This is a genomic window from Corallococcus sp. RDP092CA (assembly GCF_041903675.1).
In the GTDB taxonomy this organism is placed as follows: Bacteria; Myxococcota; Myxococcia; order Myxococcales; family Myxococcaceae; genus Corallococcus.
In genome coordinates this window covers 37,616-55,884 of record NZ_JAYESI010000003.1, presented here as the reverse complement: position 1 = coordinate 55,884, position 18,269 = coordinate 37,616, and the positions used below count along the sequence as shown (strand labels likewise).

At 70.9% G+C, this 18,269-nt stretch carries 18 protein-coding genes and 2 tRNA genes; 7 read left to right on the top strand and 13 right to left on the bottom strand.

Annotated features, from left to right (window positions below):
- Positions 1-26 precede the first annotated feature (26 nt).
- Positions 27-1,478: a CheR family methyltransferase gene (locus tag U8525_RS04540; RefSeq protein ID WP_374261605.1), complete on the bottom strand. Its 1,452-nt coding sequence runs from the start codon at positions 1,476-1,478 to the stop codon at positions 27-29.
- On the bottom strand, positions 1,475-2,038 hold the full coding sequence (locus tag U8525_RS04535) for a chemotaxis protein CheW (RefSeq protein WP_374261603.1): 564 nt from the start codon (positions 2,036-2,038) through the stop codon (positions 1,475-1,477). The genes U8525_RS04540 and U8525_RS04535 overlap by 4 nt, the downstream gene beginning before the upstream one ends.
- A 248-nt stretch (positions 2,039-2,286) precedes the next feature.
- On the opposite strand from U8525_RS04535, the gene U8525_RS04530 reads away from it, so the two are divergent.
- Complete coding sequence (locus tag U8525_RS04530; protein WP_374261601.1) at positions 2,287-4,353, top strand: TonB family protein; 2,067 nt, start codon at positions 2,287-2,289, stop codon at positions 4,351-4,353.
- 31 nt (positions 4,354-4,384) lie between these two features.
- Here U8525_RS04530 and U8525_RS04525 read toward each other — a convergent pair whose 3' ends face one another.
- The 4 genes from U8525_RS04525 to U8525_RS04510 are packed head-to-tail and all read right to left on the bottom strand — an operon-like array spanning position 4,385 to position 7,553.
- Positions 4,385-5,104, bottom strand: a complete 720-nt coding sequence (locus tag U8525_RS04525; protein ID WP_374261599.1) for an HAD family hydrolase — start codon at positions 5,102-5,104, stop codon at positions 4,385-4,387.
- A gap of 9 nt (positions 5,105-5,113) precedes the next feature.
- Complete coding sequence (locus U8525_RS04520; protein ID WP_374261597.1) at positions 5,114-6,079, bottom strand: myxosortase-dependent metalloprotease, MXAN_2677/MXAN_2678 family; 966 nt, start codon at positions 6,077-6,079, stop codon at positions 5,114-5,116.
- Positions 6,076-6,972, bottom strand: coding sequence for a myxosortase-dependent metalloprotease, MXAN_2677/MXAN_2678 family (locus U8525_RS04515; protein WP_374262274.1), 897 nt, complete (start codon positions 6,970-6,972; stop codon positions 6,076-6,078). The genes U8525_RS04520 and U8525_RS04515 overlap by 4 nt, the downstream gene beginning before the upstream one ends.
- On the bottom strand, positions 6,972-7,553 hold the full coding sequence (locus U8525_RS04510; protein ID WP_374261596.1) for a hypothetical protein: 582 nt from the start codon (positions 7,551-7,553) through the stop codon (positions 6,972-6,974). Before U8525_RS04510 ends, U8525_RS04515 begins: the two co-directional genes overlap by 1 nt.
- A gap of 88 nt (positions 7,554-7,641) precedes the next feature.
- Here U8525_RS04510 and gltX point away from each other — a divergent pair, with 88 nt between their 5' ends.
- The 4 genes from gltX to U8525_RS04490 all read left to right on the top strand — a co-directional run bounded on the left by gltX (position 7,642) and on the right by U8525_RS04490 (position 9,838).
- A complete protein-coding gene (gene gltX / locus U8525_RS04505) occupies positions 7,642-9,093 on the top strand; it encodes a glutamate--tRNA ligase (RefSeq protein ID WP_374261594.1) in 1,452 nt (483 codons plus the stop codon).
- Positions 9,094-9,139: 46 nt separating this feature from the next.
- Complete coding sequence (locus tag U8525_RS04500) at positions 9,140-9,550, top strand: hypothetical protein (RefSeq protein ID WP_374261591.1); 411 nt, start codon at positions 9,140-9,142, stop codon at positions 9,548-9,550.
- A gap of 64 nt (positions 9,551-9,614) precedes the next feature.
- Positions 9,615-9,685, top strand: a tRNA-Gln gene (locus U8525_RS04495).
- Positions 9,686-9,766: 81 nt separating this feature from the next.
- A tRNA-Glu gene (locus tag U8525_RS04490) sits at positions 9,767-9,838 on the top strand.
- A 117-nt stretch (positions 9,839-9,955) separates the two neighbouring features.
- Here U8525_RS04490 and U8525_RS04485 read toward each other — a convergent pair.
- Complete coding sequence (locus tag U8525_RS04485; protein ID WP_374261589.1) at positions 9,956-10,924, bottom strand: response regulator; 969 nt, start codon at positions 10,922-10,924, stop codon at positions 9,956-9,958.
- Positions 10,925-10,996: 72 nt separating this feature from the next.
- Here U8525_RS04485 and U8525_RS04480 point away from each other — a divergent pair, with 72 nt between their 5' ends.
- Entirely contained in the window at positions 10,997-11,569 is a 573-nt protein-coding gene (locus U8525_RS04480) for a hypothetical protein (RefSeq protein WP_374261587.1), read from the top strand.
- Here the strand turns inward: U8525_RS04480 and U8525_RS04475 are convergent.
- Both U8525_RS04475 and U8525_RS04470 read right to left on the bottom strand, forming a co-directional pair.
- On the bottom strand, positions 11,547-12,704 hold the full coding sequence (locus U8525_RS04475) for a sensor histidine kinase (RefSeq protein ID WP_374261585.1): 1,158 nt from the start codon (positions 12,702-12,704) through the stop codon (positions 11,547-11,549). The two genes, U8525_RS04480 and U8525_RS04475, sit on opposite strands and share 23 nt — an antisense overlap.
- A gap of 135 nt (positions 12,705-12,839) precedes the next feature.
- Positions 12,840-13,100, bottom strand: coding sequence for a DUF2795 domain-containing protein (locus U8525_RS04470; protein ID WP_374261583.1), 261 nt, complete (start codon positions 13,098-13,100; stop codon positions 12,840-12,842).
- Positions 13,101-13,295: 195 nt separating this feature from the next.
- Here U8525_RS04470 and U8525_RS04465 point away from each other — a divergent pair, with 195 nt between their 5' ends.
- A complete protein-coding gene (locus U8525_RS04465; RefSeq protein WP_374261581.1) occupies positions 13,296-13,502 on the top strand; it encodes a hypothetical protein in 207 nt (68 codons plus the stop codon).
- 65 nt (positions 13,503-13,567) lie between these two features.
- Here U8525_RS04465 and U8525_RS04460 read toward each other — a convergent pair whose 3' ends face one another.
- The 4 genes from U8525_RS04460 to U8525_RS04445 all read right to left on the bottom strand — a co-directional run bounded on the left by U8525_RS04460 (position 13,568) and on the right by U8525_RS04445 (position 18,266).
- Complete coding sequence (locus U8525_RS04460; protein WP_374261579.1) at positions 13,568-15,190, bottom strand: pyruvate dehydrogenase complex dihydrolipoamide acetyltransferase; 1,623 nt, start codon at positions 15,188-15,190, stop codon at positions 13,568-13,570.
- 6 nt (positions 15,191-15,196) lie between these two features.
- Positions 15,197-16,183, bottom strand: a complete 987-nt coding sequence (locus U8525_RS04455; protein WP_223634674.1) for a pyruvate dehydrogenase complex E1 component subunit beta — start codon at positions 16,181-16,183, stop codon at positions 15,197-15,199.
- Between the two features lie 53 nt (positions 16,184-16,236).
- On the bottom strand, positions 16,237-17,364 hold the full coding sequence (pdhA, locus tag U8525_RS04450) for a pyruvate dehydrogenase (acetyl-transferring) E1 component subunit alpha (RefSeq protein WP_374261577.1): 1,128 nt from the start codon (positions 17,362-17,364) through the stop codon (positions 16,237-16,239).
- A gap of 134 nt (positions 17,365-17,498) precedes the next feature.
- Entirely contained in the window at positions 17,499-18,266 is a 768-nt protein-coding gene (locus U8525_RS04445; RefSeq protein WP_374261575.1) for a hypothetical protein, read from the bottom strand.
- Positions 18,267-18,269 lie beyond the last annotated feature (3 nt).

Sequence of the window (18,269 nt, the reverse complement as noted above, 5' to 3'; positions counted from 1 at the left end):
CACGTGTACCGGCACGCCCTGCGCTCTCAGCGCGCGCCCTGCCAGCCCATCTGCGAAGAGCGGGGGGTCAGCGCCTGCCGCAGGCCCCCCGCCGTCATCGTCTCCACGCCTCGCAGCGGGTGCTCGTCATCCAATCCATCCAGCGCGCGCAGCGCGTTCTGCCGCGCGCGCTCCGCGTCCTCGCGCCGGTCCAGGCGGCTGTAGAGCGCCACCAGCGTCGCGTGTCCCAGGGCCAGCTGCGGCTCCAGGTACAGCGCCTTGCGCACCGCCTCCACCGCCGCGTCCAGGTCGCCGCGCGACTCGGCCACCATCGCCAGCAGCAGGTACGCCTCTGGAGACAGGGCCCGCGCCGCCTCGCGCGCCAGCGCCTCCGCCTGCTCGAAGTGCCCCGCGTGCGCCGCCTCCAGCGCCTGCGTCAGCAGGCCCGCGTCCTGCGCCGCGCGCGCGGCCGGCGTGGAGGCCCGCGCCTTGGGGGCCTCCGTCACCGGCGCCGGCCGGGACGCCCGCGCCACGGCGACCGACAGGGGCACGGGCGTGGGATGGCGGGGCTCCAGCCGCAGGCTGCCCGGCACCGGCGTGTCCTGGCGGAGCGAGGCGGCGGCGAAGGCCCCCGGCGCGTCGCGACGCGAGGACGCGGCCTCGCCCGCGCTCCACGGCTGCTCCAGGGGAAGGCGCAGGACGGGGGTGCCCTCCACGTCCAGCGTCTCCAGCCCCATGCCGTTGGTGAGCGGCACCTCCGCGGGCGACACGAACAGCAGGCCGCCAGGCGCGAGCGCGCCCACCAGCCGGCTCAGCACCGCGCGCACCAGCTCCGGCGTGAAGTAGATGAGGACGTTGCGGCAGAAGATGGCGTGGAAGCCCAGGAACGGCACCGCGTCCGTGGCCAGGTTGTGGCGGCGGAAGTCCACCGTGCGCACGACCTCCGGGGCCACGGTGTGCTGCGAGTCCGACCCGGACGCGCCCGGGTGCGGCACGAGGAAGCGCTTCTCCAGCTCCGGCTCGATGCGCCGCAGCGACCACGGGCTGTACGCGGCGGCCCTCGCGCGCTGCAGCGCCCGGCCGGACACGTCCGTCGCCAGCACGCGGAAGCGCCCGCCGTTGCCCAGCCCCGCGGCCATCAGGGCCATGGCGATGCTGTAGGGCTCCTCGCCGCTCGCGCAGCCCGCGCTCCAGACCTGGAACGGGCCGCCCTGGTGCTGCCGGGCCCGCGTCGCCAGCGCGCGCAGGTGCTCCGGGTGGCGGAAGAAGTAGGTCTCGCCGATGACGGCGTGCTCGATGAACGCCTCCACCGCCGTGGGCTCGCGCAGGAGCAGCTGGCGCAGGAAGGCGGGCTCGGACATCTGGCGCGACAGCGCCGCGCGCGACACCGCGGGCTCCAGCGAGCGACGCAGGCTGCTCGCGAGCGTCAGGCCGCAGGCGCCCTGGAGCACCTCCTCGACCTTCGCAAGCGTGGCGTCGTCGAGAAGCCCGTCGCTCACAGGCCCTCCGTCCCGCTCAGGAGCACGCTCGTGCGCAGGAGCGGACGCAGCCCCTCCGGCGTGCGGCACAGCCCGGCCATCAGCCCCGTGCCGTCCCAGGGCATCTTCTCCTCGCCGCCCTGCGAGCCATCCACCAGCGCCGGCGCCTCCACCAGGTCCCGCACCCGGTCCACCAGCAGCGCCACCAGCCGGCCCACGTCCAGCACCACCAGCAGCGAGTCCAGGTCCGGCGTCCGCTTCACGCCCAGCAGCCGCGCCAGGTCCACCACCACGGCCGGCGTGCCCCGGTACACGAACGAGCCGGGCACGTGCACCGGCGCGCCTGGCAGCGGATCCATCGCCACCAGCCGCACCACCTCCTGCACCAGCTTCGCGGGCACGAGCGCGGCCGTGTTGCCCGCCTCCACGGTCAGGTAGAGGCCGGGCAGCCGGACCTCGCCCTGCAAGGAGGCGAGCTCCTGGCGCAGCTGGTTCTGCTCGGCCTCGAGCGCGCTCAACCGCTGTTGTACGGAGACCCGGCGCACCTGCGTGGGAACGGGGACTCTGGGGGTTTCGGCCATCTGAAGAACTCCGCCCACCGAATGGCAGGCAGGGAGAAAAACCGTAATCCGGGAGCCCCGCCCAAAGCAATGCGGGCTTGCCCGAAGGTCGCGACTCACATCCCCCCCTGCGACCGGGGTCGCGCTTGCCCCGACGTGGTGGATTCCGGACCCCCTCCGGATGCGCCCCACCGGTGAGTTGTGGTTGGATGCGGGTGCGCTGCCATTGCCGGAGAAACCATGCTGCACGCAGCTTCGAGGGGATACGAATGATCAAGAGCGATTCCCCGAGCCCTGAGGCCCCGGGAACGGATCCGCTCATCGGCCGGACGTTGAACGGCCGCTTCAGCATTCTGGAGCCCCTGGGCGTAGGTGGAATGGGGAAGGTGTACCGCGCCCTGCAGAAGCCGCTGGAGCGCGTGGTCGCGCTCAAGGTGCTCAACCCCAACTTCCCAAGCGCCCGCGACCCCGGCTTCCAGAAGCGCTTCCTGCGCGAGGCGTCGCTGACGTCGAAGCTGCGGCACCCGAACACCGTCACCGTCATCGACTACGGGCAGACGGACGACGGCATCTACTACATCGCGATGGAGTACCTGGAGGGCCGCACGCTCGCGCAGGTGCTGGGCCAGGCCGGGCCGCTGCCCTGGGCGCGCGCGGTGTCGGTGGCGCAGCAGGTGTGCCGCTCGCTGCGCGAGGCGCACGCGCTGGGCATCATCCACCGCGACCTGAAGCCCGCGAACATCATGATCCTCAACGAGGCGGATCAGGACCTGGTGAAGGTCCTGGACTTCGGCCTCGTGAAGTCCGTGGCGCCGCAGCAGGAGGGGCCGGTCAGCCCCGAGATCACCCAGAACGGCACGTTCCTGGGCTCGCCGCAGTACATGGCGCCGGAGCAGGCGCGCAACGTGGCGGACGCGCGCAGCGACGTGTACTCGCTGGGCATCATGATGTTCCAGATGCTGATGGGTCGGCCGCCCTTCATCGCGCGCGACCACATCGAGCTCATCTTCGCCCACTACAAGGAGCCGCCCCCCACCTTCCAGTCCGTGCGCCCGGACCTCCCGGTGCCGCCGGAGATCGAGATGGTGGTGCGCCGCTGCCTGGAGAAGGATCCGGCGAGGCGCTTCCAGACGATGGACGAGTTGCTGGAGGGCCTGCGCGAGGCGCACATGGCCGCGGGCGGCAACAGCGGCGTGTTCCGCCGGCTGGGCGGCGCCACGACGACGGGGCCCTATCCCTCACCGCCCACGACGGGCCCCTACGCGTCCCCGCTGTTCGCCAACGTGGGCAACGCGGAGCCCGCGGACGGCGGGCTCGCGGTGGACATCAGCGTGGAGGTCCCGGCGGACGTGCAGCGCGCCCGCCAGCGCACGCTCATGATGGGCGCGCTCGGCGGCGTGATGGTCGCGGGGCTGGTGGGCATCACGCTGTTCTTCCTGCGCGGCGGCGGCCCGGAGGAGAAGCCCGCGCAGCCGGTGCCCCAGGCCGCGGCCCCCACGGCGCAGGCCCCGGCGCCGGAGGCCCCCGCGGCGGCGCCCGTGCCCGGCAAGGTGCGCTTCCGGCTGATGAGCCAGCCGTCCGGCGCGCGCGTCTACTACAAGGGCAAGGAGAAGGGCGTCACCCCCTTCGTGATGGAGCTGCCGCTGGGCAGCGAGGGCAGCATCACCGCGGAGCTGACCTTCGCGCTGGAGGGCTACCAGACGGAGACCATCATCACCGGCGGCTCCGGCGAGGTGGTGCTGTCCCAGAAGCTGACCAGGCGCCGGGGCGGCGGTGAGCGCCCGAGCCGCGTGGACCTGGCCACCGCCTCCACTCCCGAGGACTTCGAGAACGTGGCCCCGGCGACGCCGGGTGGACTGGCCGCGCCGGTGATGCTGCAGGCGAGCCCGGCCCCCGCCACGGCGGCGGCCGTCCCCGCCACCACGTCGGAGAAGGCCCTCGGCGAGGTGGGCGCGTCGGCCGCGGCGCCGGTGAGCGCGGCGGGCAGCCTCGCGGTGCCGTCGCTGACGACCGGAGCGCTCGCGCCCGTCAACCCGAACGCCGTCATCCCCTTCAACGACGCCATGGAGCGCCCGGTGCTGGTGGAGGAGGGCCGGGACATCGCCTACACGCGCGAGGCGCTCGCCATCAAGGCGGAGGGGCTCGTGGCGGTGCGCTGCACCATCACCACCAAGGGGCGCGTGGAGAACTGCCGCATCCTGAAGATGGTGCCGCACATGGACAAGGCGGTGCTCGACGCGCTCCAGTCGCGCGTCTACAAGCCCATCCAGTACCAGGGCCGTCCGGTGAACGTGGACTACACCTTCACCATGCGGCTCGTGTCCCCGCGCCGCTGAGCGGGCGTCGAGGGCCGCTCCGCCGCGCCCCTCAGGGGCCGGTGGAGGGCACGAGCGGCGGCGCTGGTGGGACGGACGGGGCGGCGCCTCCGGCGGGCACGCCCCAGTCCACCACCGGCCAGCCCCGCCGCCGGGCCTCGCGGCGCAGGCGGCGGTCCGGGTTCACCACCACCGGGCGCCCCACCACCTCCAGCACCGGCAGGTCCGCGTACGAGTCCGTGTAGAAGGCGCACGCGGACAGCGGCACGCCGGCCTCCTTCGCGGCGGCCTCCGCGTAGAAGCGCTTGCCCTCGCCGAAGCAGACCTCGCCCAGCGGGCGCCCCGTGTGCAGCCCCGCCGCGTCCACCTCGAAGCGGTTGCACAGCACGCCGTCCAGGCGCAGCTCGCGCGCCACCAGGTCGGACAGGTAGCCCGAGGACGACGTCAGCAGCACCAGCCGGTCTCCTGCCGCGCGGTGGGCCTCCAGCGCGGCCAGCGCGCCGGGGCGGTACTGGCCGCGCACGGCGTCCGCGTAGAAGTCCGCGGAGCGCGCCTCCAGGTCGCTGACCTCCAGGCCCGTGAGCAGCGAGGTGGCGCGCACGAGCACGTCCCGCATGGCCACGAAGCCCAGGTGGTAGCGGGCGAGCAGCAGGCTGGCGCGCAGGGCCTCCCACCGGGAGATGTGGCCCAGGGCCAACTCGCGGCGCACCCAGAGCGACGCGGAGTTCGCGGCGAGCAGCGTCCTGTCCAGGTCGAAGAAGGCGACAGCCACGTCTGGAATCTAACCGCGCATCGCCCCCCGGGCAGTGCCTGGGAGGCCGGACGACGATGCCCTCGGGCGCCTGCTCCCGCGAAGCAGCGCCACGCTCCAGAGCAGCACGACGGCCACACCCGGACCGCCCGCGGCGGCGCCGCAGCCCGTGCCCTTCCCGTCCGCCACCCGCTTCACGCCCGGATCCTCCGGGGCGCGGCACTGCGCGGGCGGCAGGCCGCGCGGATACGTGGAGCAGAAGCCGGCCGCGGAGCCCGCGTCGATGACCCGCTTGGACGTCTCACCCTGCGAGGCGGTGGCCTCCATGGTGGAGCCCGCGGAGAAGACGTGATCCAACCCGACGACGTGGCCAAGCTCATGCGTCATCGTGTTCTGCACGTCCGTGGCCACGCAGTCGGTGGACAGCGTTCCGGTGCACGGCGGGCCGTTCACGGTGGTGAAGAGGAAGCTGGGGCCGTAGTCCGTCTCCGCCGCGTTGAGCTCGATGTCCGAGTCCACCACGGCGCCGTCCCTGAAGCTGAACGAGGACGTGGTGAGCCCGATGGTGGCGCCCCCGTGCGCCCAGCACTGGTAGACGTTGCCGCACGTCTCCTCTCCCCAGCACGCGTCGTCGGGCGGGGCGACGTCCTGGCAGTTGCGCTCGCGGAAGGTGACGACGTTGTAGTTGTCGAAGGGGTGCGCCTCGTCGTAGCCGACCTCGACGGAGCGCGTCCAATCCTCGCCCCGGATGAAGCGGAAGTCGCTGCACGTCGCGGACAGCGCCCGCCACGCGTCGAAGGCCGCCTCGATGGCGGCGACCTCCGTGTCCCCGGGCGTGCGCGCGCTGCCGGCCGCGTCCAGGTGGTAGACGTAGTCACGCCCCGGCCACACCAGGCACAGCGGCCGGCCCGGCACGAGCGTGCGCTTGTAGTCCTGCTGCGCGCCCGCCGCTCCCGCGCACAACAGCATCCCCAGGAGCAGCAGGCGACCGCTCACCTCATGCTCCGCCTGCGGCGCGCCAGCAGCGAGGCGGCGGCCAGCAGCGGCAGCACCGCCAGCCCTCCCGCGGCGGCGCTGCAGCCATCGTCGTCGCCGTCACCATTGCCGTTGCCGTTCCCGCTGTCCGGCACCGGGAAGCAGGGCTGGCTGGCGAGGCCCTTGGGGTACGCGGTGCACACGAAGTCGCGCGAGCCGGAGTCGATGACCCGCTTGGACGTCTCGCCCGGAGGCGCGCTGGGGTTCATGGTGGAGCCCGTCGCCAGCGTGTGGTCCAGGCCGACGAAGTGGCCCACCTCGTGGGTGGCCGTGTTCTGCACGTCCGTGTCCACGCAGTCCGGCGTGGCCACGATGCCGCAAGGCCCGCCGTTGCCGGTGGTGAAGTTGAATTGCGCGGCGTTGAAGGAGATGTCCGAGTCGTAGATGACGCCCGTGCGCTGATCATAGGTGGTCAGCGTGATGGCGATGGTGCCGGTGCTGTCATCCCAGCAGTCATACGTGTTCGCGCACGTGTCCTGGGTGAAGCAGGCGTCGTTGGCGTCCACGACGTCGCGGCAGGCGCGGCCCCGGAAGAGGATGAGGTTGATGTTGTCGCCGGAGCGGTTGTAGCCCACCGCCCGGGAGTTCACGCGCGCGCCCTCCTTCAGGGTCAGGTTGCCGCAGCCGGCGAAGATGTCCTCCCAGCTCTGGAACGAGCGGGTGATGGCGTCGAACTCCGTGTGGTTCGTCACCTTCGGGTTGCCCACGGTGCTCTGCTGCCAGGTGATGCTCGACTGCGTCCAGTACAGGCACTGCGTGCTCTCATCCCCCGGCGTCACCCGGCTGCGCACGTAGGGCGCGGAGCTCTGCCCCATCACCGCCGCCAGCACCACCCACGACGCGAGCGCCCCCATCACTTCGTCCCCTTCTTCGCGGGCGCCGCCTGCTGCGCCTGGACCGCCGCGCGCACGGCGGCCTTCAGCTCCTCCAGCGTCACCGTCTTCGCGTCGGACACCGTCTCCTGGCGCGTCTTCGGATCAATCAGCACCGCGTCCCCGGTGGACGCCGGCACCGCCATGGCGCCCGGGCCGGCGCGCTGCACCTGGTACTTGCCCTGCGCCATGCCGGACAGCTGGAACGCGGCCGCGCCGCGCTTCTCCAGGAAGACGACGACCTCCTCGCCCTCGGAGAAGGACGCCAGGCCGCTCACCACCTGGCCGATGTCCCCCACCCGGCCGCCCGGCTGGGTGACGAGCACCGTGCCGCCGGCCTGCCCCTTGAGGGCCTCCGTCACCTGGATCTCCACGTCGGTGACGATGCGGCGCCTGTCCCCGCTCCAGCGGCTCTGCACGCGCCGGACGACCCCCTGCACCACGGCGTCGGACGTCTGCGCCATCTGCGACACGTCCACCCTCAACATCGTGGTGGCCCCCACCGGCAGCCCTCCGAGCAGGGTGGCCAGCACCACCATGCGAACCGCGTGTCGAATCGACATGGAAAGTCTCCTTGCCCGCGCAGCCTAACCCCAAGCGGGCGGCTTGCGTTGACCCTCGTGCACCCGTCCTGCTATCGCGCGCCTGCTCATGGCTCCGTCAAAACCCCGCGTCCGCTTCGCTCCGTCACCTACTGGATACCTCCACATCGGAGGCGCCCGTACCGCGCTCTTCAACTACCTCTACGCGAAGCGCTACGGCGGAACCTTCGTCCTGCGCATGGAAGATACGGACCAGGAGCGGTCCACGCCGCAGTCGGTCCAGGCCATCCTCGACGGACTGAACTGGCTGGGCCTGGACTGGGACGAGGGCCCCGGCAAGGAGGACCCGAAGTACGGGCCCTACTTCCAGACCCAGCGCCTGGACACCTATCGCGCGCACGCGGAGCAGCTCATCGCGGCCGGCAAGGCCTTCCGGTGCTACTGCACCCGCGAGGAGATCGCCCGGCGCCGCGAGGCCGTGGAAAAGGAGAAGGGTCCGGGGTCATACAAGTACGAGGGCACCTGCCGCGACCTGAAGGCCCCGCCGCCCGGCAAGAAGCGGGAGGACGCCGTCATCCGCTTCCGCATGCCCTCCGGTGAGGGCACCGTGTCCTTCGACGACAAGGTGCTGGGCACCATCACCAAGCCGTACTCGGACCTGGATGACTGGGTGATGATGCGGGCGGACGGCATCCCGCTCTACAACTACGGCTGCGTCATCGACGACCACCTGATGGACATCACCCTGGTGGCGCGCGGCCAGGAGCACATCAACTCCACCTTCCCCCAGCTGATGCTCTACCAGGCGCTGGGGTGGACGCCGCCGGCGTTCGCGCACCTGCCGCTCATCCTCGGGCCGGACCGCGAGAAGCTCTCCAAGCGCAAGCATCCGGAGGCGGACGTGATGCTGCACAAGCGCACGGGCATCATGCCGGAGGCCCTGCTCAACTTCGTCATCCGCCTGGGCTGGAGCCACGGCAACGACGAGGTCATCAACCGCGAGCAGATGGTGGCGTGGTTCGACTTCGACGGCGTGGGCAGCACCTCCGGCGTGTGGAACCCGGAGAAGCTCCAGTGGCTCAACCAGCAGTGGTTCAAGCTGCTGCCCCCGGCCGTGGTCGCGGAGCGGCTCGTCCCCTTCCTGGAGGCCCGCGGCTTCCAGGCGAAGGGCGACGCGCGCCTGGAGCCGCTGGTGCTCGCGCTGCGCGAGCGCTCGCGCACCCTGGAGGAGATGGCGAACACCGCGACCATCTACTTCCAGAGCGGCGTCACCCTGGATGAGAAGGCCGCCGCCAAGCACCTGGGCGGGGACTCGCTGAACCTGCTGCGCCAGGCCCGCGAGAAGCTGGCCGCCCTGCCCTCCTGGACGGTGGAGCCGCTGGACGGCGTGGTGAAGACGGTGAGCGAGGCCGCCCAGGTGGGCATGGGCAAGGTGGCCCAGCCCATCCGCGTGGCCATCACCGGCAACACCACCAGCCCCGGCATCGGCGAGACGCTGCTGCTCGTGGGGCGCGACGAGGCCCTGCGGCGCATCGACGCGGCGCTCGCTCGCGGGGCGTGAGATTGACGGTGGACGCGGGCATCGCCGGGCCCTATCTTGGCCGGCGATGACGCGACCGCTTGACAGCCTGCGACCCCATTTCTATAAGGCGCGCCCGCTCGGGGCGGTGCTGCTGGCCCTCTGGGCAACGGCCTCGGGCGCCGAGCTGGTGAACGGCGCCCAGATTCCGGATGGTGCCCAGAAGGTGGGCGAAAACAGGTACCGGGCTTCGCGAGACTTCGACGCGACGCTCGATTACTACAAGAACGTCTACCCCACCTCGAGCTACCCGAGGCGGTCGATCGTCAACCAGCCGGGCGTCAAGGCCGTGCACATCTCCAACCCCTCCGGGAAGAACTTCGAGGGGCTGAATATTTACGAAGCGAACGATGAGGTTCGCATCTACGTCGTCCCGCTACAGGGGGCGGCGAAGCCGGCGAAGAAGAACGACGCCAGGCCGGTCAGGAAAACGAAGTAGTTGAAGTCGGCAGCAGAAGTCGGTAGTAGAAGCGCCCGCAACACCGCAGCAGCAAGCAGCACCTTGGGGAATCGTCTAACGGCAGGACAGCAGACTCTGACTCTGCTTATCTAGGTTCGAATCCTAGTTCCCCAGCTGAAAATCTCCGGTTGACGAAGCAAAACGGAGAATGTAGGAAGCAGGAGCAGAAACGACGCGGTTGTAGGGAAACAAGCCGGCCCTGTCGTCTAGTGGTTAGGACGGAGCCCTCTCACGGCTCAAACTCGGGTTCGAATCCCGGCAGGGTCACACTGAGACGCCCACCTTCGGAAACGAAGGTGGGCGTTTCGCTTTGCGGGCTTGAGCACCCGCGCTTGGACATGGACGCGGCCCGGCGGCCGCCCCCGCGCCAGGCGCGTTCCCGTCTCAGGACACGGCCGAGATGCTCTGGCGGAAGGTGTCCAGGGCGGCGGTGAGCCGCTGCTGGGCGCGCTGGATGCCCCGGCGCATCAGCAGCATGCGGACCTTCTCCGGCAGCACGCGGGCGGCGTTCGACTGGCCGTAGCCCACCAGGTCCATGCGCAGGGTGATGGCCTCCAGCAGGTCGCTCAGGTCCGCGTCCGCGCCGGCCAGCAGCACCACGTCCGGGGAGCGGCCCTGGAGGCGCTCCGCCAGCGTGTGCCACTGCGGGTCCCCCGTCTCCACCACCACCACGTCCGCGTTCTCCAGCTGGGGCGAGTACGGCGGCAGCTCCACCACCTCGAAGGCCGCGTCGCGCAGCACCTTCACGGCCTCGGCGCTGCCCACCACCGCGACGCTGCCGCCGTGGCCCATGCGCACCGCCTGCTCGTAGTTGCGCAGCTCCATCTCCAGCGCTTCATGCGCGGGCTCCGGAGCGTCCCGGCCCGCGTCCAGCAGCGCGGCGGCCTGCCGGGCCATCTCCCGGGCGCCGTCGCGCGTGCGCACGCGCTCCGAGCGGCGCTCCAGGGCTGCGCGCACCTTGGCGCGCAGCACCCGCAGGTCGTCGAAGGGCTTCACGATGTAGTCGCTGGCACCCGCGGCGAACGCGGCGATGACGGACTCGGAGCTGGCGTACGCGGTGATCATCACCGCCTCCAGCGCGGGTTGCATCCGCCGCGCCTCCGCGATGAGCTCCACCCCGCCCATGCCGGGCAGGTTCTTGTCCGTCACCAGCACGTCGAAGCGCTGGTCCTTCAGGAGGGTGAGCGCCTCCTCGGCGCTGCCCACGGGAGAGACGATGAGGTCCGCCTCCCGCCCCAACAGGCGCACGCAGATGTCGAGCACCACCGGCTCGTCATCCACCAGCAGCACCTTCGAGGCGAGCGTCCCCCGCCCTTCCCCTTCACCTTCACCGGTCTCAAACGGGAGATCCATGAATTGGGAGGATCGCACAGCTCACGGACAACTTCGAGGGTGGGAAACAGTCACTCCCACTATGCTCGCGCAGTGAGCTTCGAAGACGCGCTCCGGGAGAACCGGGTCCCGCCGCGGCTGGGCGACGTGCGGCTCTTCTACGACGGGGGCCGGCTGGTGGGGGAGTCCCTCCCCCCGGCCTGGACGCTGCGCCTGTTGCCCACGCTGTTCGTGGCCCTGGCCGCCGTGTGCACGGGGGGGGGCCTGCTGCTGCTCATCCTGGACGCGGCCCGGACGCCGGGCCCGGCGTCCCTCATGCTCGTGCTGGCGGGGGGCCTGGTGGGCGCCGCGCTGGTGACGGAGGCGCGGCTCCGGCGGCGCCGCTTCGTGCTGCACTTCAAGACGGAGTCCCTGCGGCTGGAGACGCTCGCGTGGGCCCCGGGCGCGGCGCGCACGGAGGTCTTCCCCTTCGACGACGTGCGCGCGGTGCACATCGTCCAGCCGCCGAAGGGCGGATACGCACTCGTGGTGGAATACGGCCCGGAGGCCGCACCCCGGCGCGCACTCCTGGTGCGGAACGTGCGGCCGCAGGAGAGCGACACCCTCTACCGGGTGTGGCGGCTCCTGCACAACGCGTTCGGGCTCAAGGGAGCGGGGCTCGCTTGAAGGTGAGCTCGATCTCCGTGCCCTCGCCCGGCGTGGACGACAGGCGGAGCTGACCGCCGAACTGCGTCACCAGCTCGCGGCAGATGGACAGGCCCAGCCCCGTGCCGATGCCCACGGGCTTCGTGGTGAACAGCGGCTGGAACACGCGCTCCTGGAGCGCCACGGGGATGCCGCACCCGTTGTCCACTACGGACAGCACCACGTCCTCGTCGCGCGCCTCCCACCGCACGTCGATGCGGCCCGGACGGCCGGTGCCCTCCATGGCCTGCGCCGCGTTGACGATGAGGTTGAGCAGCACCTGGCACAGCTTCACAGGCCCGAAGACGATGCGGATGGGCTCGCCGCTGCTGCTGAGCCGCGCCCGGTCGCGCACCTCCGCCCGCGCCAGCTTCACCGCGAAGGAGACGACCTCCGCCACGTCCGCGGTGGCCTCCATGTCCTCGCCGCGCGCCTGCGCGCGCAGGCCCAGCGCCACCCCGCGCAGGTGGCTGGCGCCCTCGGACAGGTCCTTGATGAGCGACGGCAGGTCCTCGATGGTGGCGGAGACCTCCGCGTCCGGATCCGTGGCGAGGTGCCGCGACACGTACTGCACCACCCGCTCCATGTCGCGCTGGAGCGATGACACGTTCTGCGTGAGGTAGCCCACCGGCCCCATCAGCTCGTGCGCGATGCCCGCCGTCACCTGCCCCAGCGTGGCCAGGCGCTCGGACTTCATCATCCGGCCCTCCACCTCGCGGATGCGCAGCTCCAGCCGGGCGATCTTGAGCGCGTCCTCGAGCGCCGCCAGCAGCTCCGCGCGGTCCCACGGCTTGACGAAGTAGCGCGTCACCTGGCCGCGGTTCACCGCGTCGATGACGGCCTGCATGTCCGCGTACGCCGTCACCAGCATGCGCTTGGCGTCCGGCGCGATGGTGCGGGCGCGCTCCAACAGCTCCACGCCCGTCATCCCCGGCATGCGCTGGTCCGACAGCACCACGCCAATCTCCCCGCGCCGCTGCTCCAGCAGCGCCAGGGCCTCGTTGGGGGACGAGCACCGGAAGATGCGAAACCGCTGCCCGAAGTTGGCGTCGAACACCCTCAGGTTGAGGGCGTCGTCGTCCACGTACAGCACGGCGGGCAGGTCCGAGGCGTTCATGGAGCTCCTCCAGACCATGGCTTCCTCATCCGGAAGACAGGCTGGTCGCGCCGAACATAACGCGCACGTCCGACCGCGCGCCTGGGGGTACCTTGTACCCAGGCCGGAATCGAACGTCGCACAGAGCACTCCTTCTCAGAGGGAGGCGTTCCCAAGCGCGAGGGCCACCGTGTCCACCGAGGGGAAACGCCCCCGGGGCAGCGAGCCCAGCAGCGACACCACGTGCGAGGGCGCCTCGTTCTCCCGCGCCACCCAGACCAGCTGCTCCGCGGTGAGCGGGTACACCGCGCCGCGCAGCGCCTGCTGCAGCGAGTGCGCCAGGGACACCGTCGGAGTCAGCGGCGCCGGCGAAGGCTCCACCTCCCGCAGTCCAAGTCCCAGGCGCTCGCGAGTCATGTCGTCGTTCATTGAGTGAGAAGTTAAGCAGCGAACCGCTTCGGCTGCCGACCTTTTTTCGCCGTCCGAAGGGAGTCAGGCAGACAGGCGCTCTGCCCCTCCATCCCACCGGGTGGCCTCGCCAGCGTGGGCATCCCACCGTACCGCCACGGAGCGCAGACAAACACCCCGGACTCCGGGGAGGAGTGACGCACCATGGCGAACAAGAAGGACGAGGACGTGAAGCCCGTGAAGCACGTGGAGGCCACGCGCCCGGAGCCGTGGCCCGGCATCCAGGGCCGCAGCCAGGAGCACGAGGAGGAGCTGGAGACGGGCACGCGCCGCGCGGACCAGGCGGAGGTGACGGAGGCCCAGCGCAAGCTGGAGAAGGACGTCGAGTCGGACGAGCCGACGCGGGAGTAGCCTGAAGGCCGCGCCCCGCCCCCGCGCGTGTCACACGGGGGCGGAGGCGGCGGGCCGCTCGACCGCTAGAACAGCAGCCGCGAGGGGTGCTCCAGGAGCCCCTTCAGCTCGCGGAGGTACTCCGCGCCGGTGGCCCCGTCGATGACGCGGTGGTCACCCGACAGCGTCACCGTCATCATCTTGCGCACCGCCAGCTGGCCGTCACGCACCACGGCCTTCTCCGCCACGGCGCCCACCGCGATGATGGCGGACTGGGGCGGGTTGATGACGGCGATGAACTGGTCGATGCCGTACATGCCCAGGTTGCTCACCGTGAGCGAGCCGCCCGTGTACTCCGCCGGCTTCAGGGCGCGCTTGCGGGCGCGCTCCGCCATGTCGCGGGACTCGGCGGAGATGGCCTGCAGGCCCTTGAGGTCCGCGTCGCGGATGATGGGGGTGATCAGCCCGTCCTCGATGGCGACGGCGATGCCCACGTCCACGGTGCCGTAGTGCAGCACCTGGTCGCCCTGGAGCGACACGTTCATCTTCGGTGAACGGCGCAGCGCGATGGCCGCCGCCTTCACGATGATGTCGTTGACGGACACCTTGAGGTCCAGCGCCTTGGCCTCCTCGCGGATCTTCACCGCGGCGTCCATCTCCACCTCCACCGTGAGGTAGAAGTGCGGCACGCCGGGCTTCACCTCCGTCATGCGCTGGCCAATGACCTTGCGCATGGAGGACATGGGCACCGCCTGCGGCTCCGGACGCGTGCCGAAGGCGCGAACCTCCGGCTGCGCGGCCTTCTTCGCCGCCGGCGCCTGCGCGGGGGCCTTCGCCAGGCCCTGGCCCAGCGCCTGCTCCACGTCGCGCTTCACCACGCGGCCCAGCGGGCCGGTGCCGCGCACCTGGCCCAGGTCCAGCCCGCGCTCCTGGGCCATGCGCTTCGCCAGGGGGCTCGCGCGCAGCCGGCCACCACCGCCGGATGCAGGAGCCTCGCGGCGCAGCGGAACGACCTGGCCCCCGGCGGGCGCGGACGGAGCCGCGGCGGCGGGAGCCTTCGGAGCGGCCGGAGCCTGGGGCGCGGCCGCCGGGGCGGAGGTCCCCGCCCTGGCGCCCTTGGGCGCGAGGAACGCGATGGGCGCGCCGACCTTGGCCATGTCACCCGCCTGCACGGTGATGCGCGCGAGCGTGCCGTCGTCGTACGCCTCCACCTCGAGGTTGGACTTGTCCGTCTCCACCTCGGCGATGGCGTCCCCGGAGGAGACCTTGTCCCCCTCCTTCTTCAGCCACTTGACGATCTTCCCCTCCGTCATCGTCGGGGAAAGGCTGGGCATCAGGATGGCAATCCCCTCGCCCGCGCCGCTGGCGGCGGGGGCCGGGGCCTGCTCGGGAGGCCTGGGCGCGGCGGCCTGGGGGGCCTCCGTCTTCTGGGGCGCCGGAGCCGCGGGCGCCCCCCCGGTGACCTTCTCACCCTTCGCGCCGAGGTAGCCGATGGGCGCACCCACCGTGGCGACCTCGCCCTCGGGCACGGCGATTTGGATGAGGTAGCCGTCGTCGAAGGCTTCCACCTCGAGGTTGGACTTGTCCGTCTCCACCTCGGCGATGGCGTCTCCGGAGGAGATCTTGTCTCCCACCTTCTTCAGCCACTTGACGATCTTCCCCTCCTTCATCGTCGGGGAAAGGCTGGGCATCTGGATGGGCGTCGCCATACGCGTTCAGGCTCCCTCGCGGTACAGGACCTTCTTGATGGCGGCGATGATCTTGGGCGCGTCCGGCTGGGTCGCGTTCTCCAGGTTCGCCGCATAGGACATGTTCACATCCAACCCGGTGACGCGCACGATGGGCGCGTCCAGGTCGTCGAACGCCTGGGACTGGATGAGGTCCACCACGGACGCGCCGACACCGGCCAGCGCCCAGCCCTCCTCACAGATGACCACGCGGTTCGTCTTGCGCACGCTCGCGAGGATGGCCTCCTCGTCCAGGGGGCGCAGGGTGCGCAGATCCAGCACCTCCACGCTGATGCCCTCCTTCGCCAGGGCCTCCGCGGCCTCCATGCAGAAGTAGTACATCCGGCTCCAGGTGATCAGCGTGACATCCGTGCCCTCACGCTTCACGTCCGCCTTGCCCAGGGGAACGAGGTGCTCGCCTTCCGGCACCTCGCCCTTGATGGCGTAGAGGCGCTCGCCCTCGAACATGACCACCGGGTTCTCGTCCCGGATGGCGCTCTTGAGCATGCCCTTGGCGTCCGCCGGGGTCGCCGGGGCAATCACCTTCAGGCCGGGGAAGTGCGCGTAGTTGGCCTCCAGCGCCTGGCTGTGCTGGCTGGAGAGCCGGCCGCCCGCGCCCCCCGGACCGCGGAACACGATGGGGCAGCGCAGCTGGCCGCCGCTCATGTGGCGCAGCTTGGCCGCGTTGTTGACGATCTGGTCCATCGCCAGGATGGCGAAGTTCCAGGTCATCATCTCCACCACCGGACGCAGGCCCACCGCCGCCGCGCCCACGGAGAGGCCCGTGAAGCCCAGCTCGCTGATGGGCGCGTCGATGATGCGCGCGCTGCCGAACCTGTCCAGCAGCCCCTGGGACACCTTGAACGCGCCGTTGTAGCGGCCCACTTCCTCGCCAATGAGGAACACATTGGCGTCGCGCTCCATCTCCTCGGCGAGCGCCTGGTTCAACGCTTCGCGATACATCAACTCGGGCATCGTCGGCTCCGAACTCGAATCTCGAAAGGGTTGTGGCTGACGGAGCGTGAGCGCTAGCGGCTCAGGCCCGCCTTCTTGTCCGCCTGCTCGGCCTCGGCGCGGGGCTCCAGATCCCAGGTGACCTTCAGCTCCTGGCCCGACGGGTACTTCGGCCAGTTCGTCACCTTCACGCCCAGCACGCGCTCGCGCGGGCGCACGTCCTCCTCGCCCGGCTCCACGATGGTGTCGCGCCACAGCTCGTCCACGCTGGGCTCGGGCGACTCGTCGGCGAACTTCACCGCCGCGTCCACCGTGCGCTTCTCCTCTTCCTCGATGGCCTCGAAGTCCGCGTCGGTGAGCCCGTAGCCCTGCTTCATCGCGAACTCGCGCAGCTTCGGGATGGGGTCGCCCTTGCGCTCGTCCTCCACCTCCTGCTTGGTGCGGTAGTTCGCCGGGTCCGCCATGGAGTGACCGCGGAAGCGGTAGGTGTTCGCCTCCAGCAGCACGGGGCCCTTGCCCGCGCGGCAGTACGCCGCGGCGTCCTTCACCGCCTCGTACATCTTGAGGACGTCCATGCCGTCCACCGCCTCGCCGCGCATGCCGTACGCGGCGGCGCGCTTGTGGATCTCCGGCACCGCGGACGTGCGCGCGATGGCCGTGCCCATGCCGTAGCGGTTGTTCTCGCAGATGTAGATGACCGGCAGCTTCCACTTCTGCGCCATGTTGAAGGTCTCGTGGAACGAGCCCTGGTTGGCGGCCGCGTCGCCGAAGTAGCACACCGTGACGCGGTCTTCGTTGCGGTAGCGGCTGGCGAAGGCCATGCCCGCCGCGAGCGGGATCTGCCCGCCGACGATGCCGTAGCCGCCGTAGAAGTGGTGCTCGATGTCGAAGATGTGCATCGAGCCGCCCTTGCCCTTGCTGTAGCCGGTGCCCCGGCCGAACAGCTCCGCCATGATCATCCCGGCGTCGCTGCCGCGCGCCAGCGGCTGACCGTGGTCGCGGTAGGCGGACAGCATGTAGTCATCCGGGCGGATGGCCTCGTTGCAACCCACCGCCACGGCCTCCTGGCCGATGTAGAGGTGACAGAAGCCGGCGATCTTCCCCAGCGTGTACTGCTGGCCGGCCCGCTCCTCGAAGCGGCGCAGGAGGTACATCTTCCGGTACATCGTCAACAACAGGTCCTTCGAGTACGCGCTGGCCACCGCGGCATGCCTCCGTCTGGGCCGCCCCTTGAAGACCCGAGGGGGAAAAGGGCGGCGAACGCCGTGCGCCTCTTAGCGCGCGGCCATGGGACTTCCAAAGCCTTTCAGAAACCGTCGTCCATCCCGCCATTCTTTCAGGCGCGGTGCGTCACGTCCTCCAGCGAGAAATGCGGCACCGACACGATGCCGTCCATCAGCTCCACGGCACGTCCCGAGTGGTCCGTGGCCAGGTGGATGACCGTCGCCTCCGGGAAGCGCTGACGGTAGTCATTGGCATGGGTGGGTTCATTGTCGAACGCCGCCACCACGGTGCCCATGCGCCCCAGCCGCGCGTGCGCCTCGCGCTTGAAGGCGTCGTCGCTCTCCGCGAGCGTGGGCTTCATGATGAGGTGGATGCGCCCGTCGTCTCCGGGGGGCGTCACCATCCCGCAGCGCGCCAGGCACGCGACGGTGCCCTCGCGCATCGCCTCGTGGCGGCCGGTGAGGTAGACGACCTGCGCGCCCGTGGCGGCCACCGCCTGGGTGAAGGCCGCCGCGCCTTCAATCGCCTCGTCGGAGACGCAGTAGGCGCTGGTGAAGAAGCGCTCCTGCCAGAAGGCGCGCGCGTCCGCGTAGCGCTGCTCCACCTCCGCGGCCTCCATGCCGCACGCGCGCATGGCGGCGCGCATGTCCCAGCCCGTGTCCCAGTGGCGCGGCTCGCACGCGGAGAGCAGGCGCAGGGACCTGGCGTCACCGTACTCGCGCAGGATGCGCGCCTGGCGGGGCCGGTTGTCGAAGAGGGTGGAGTCCAGGTCGAACGCCAGGGCCGCCTGGGGGCCGAGCGCGCGGGCCTTCTCCAGGATGCCGCGGAGCGTGTCGCGCCAGTCCGGCCGCACGCGTTGCTTGAGATTCTCAAAAGCCATGAC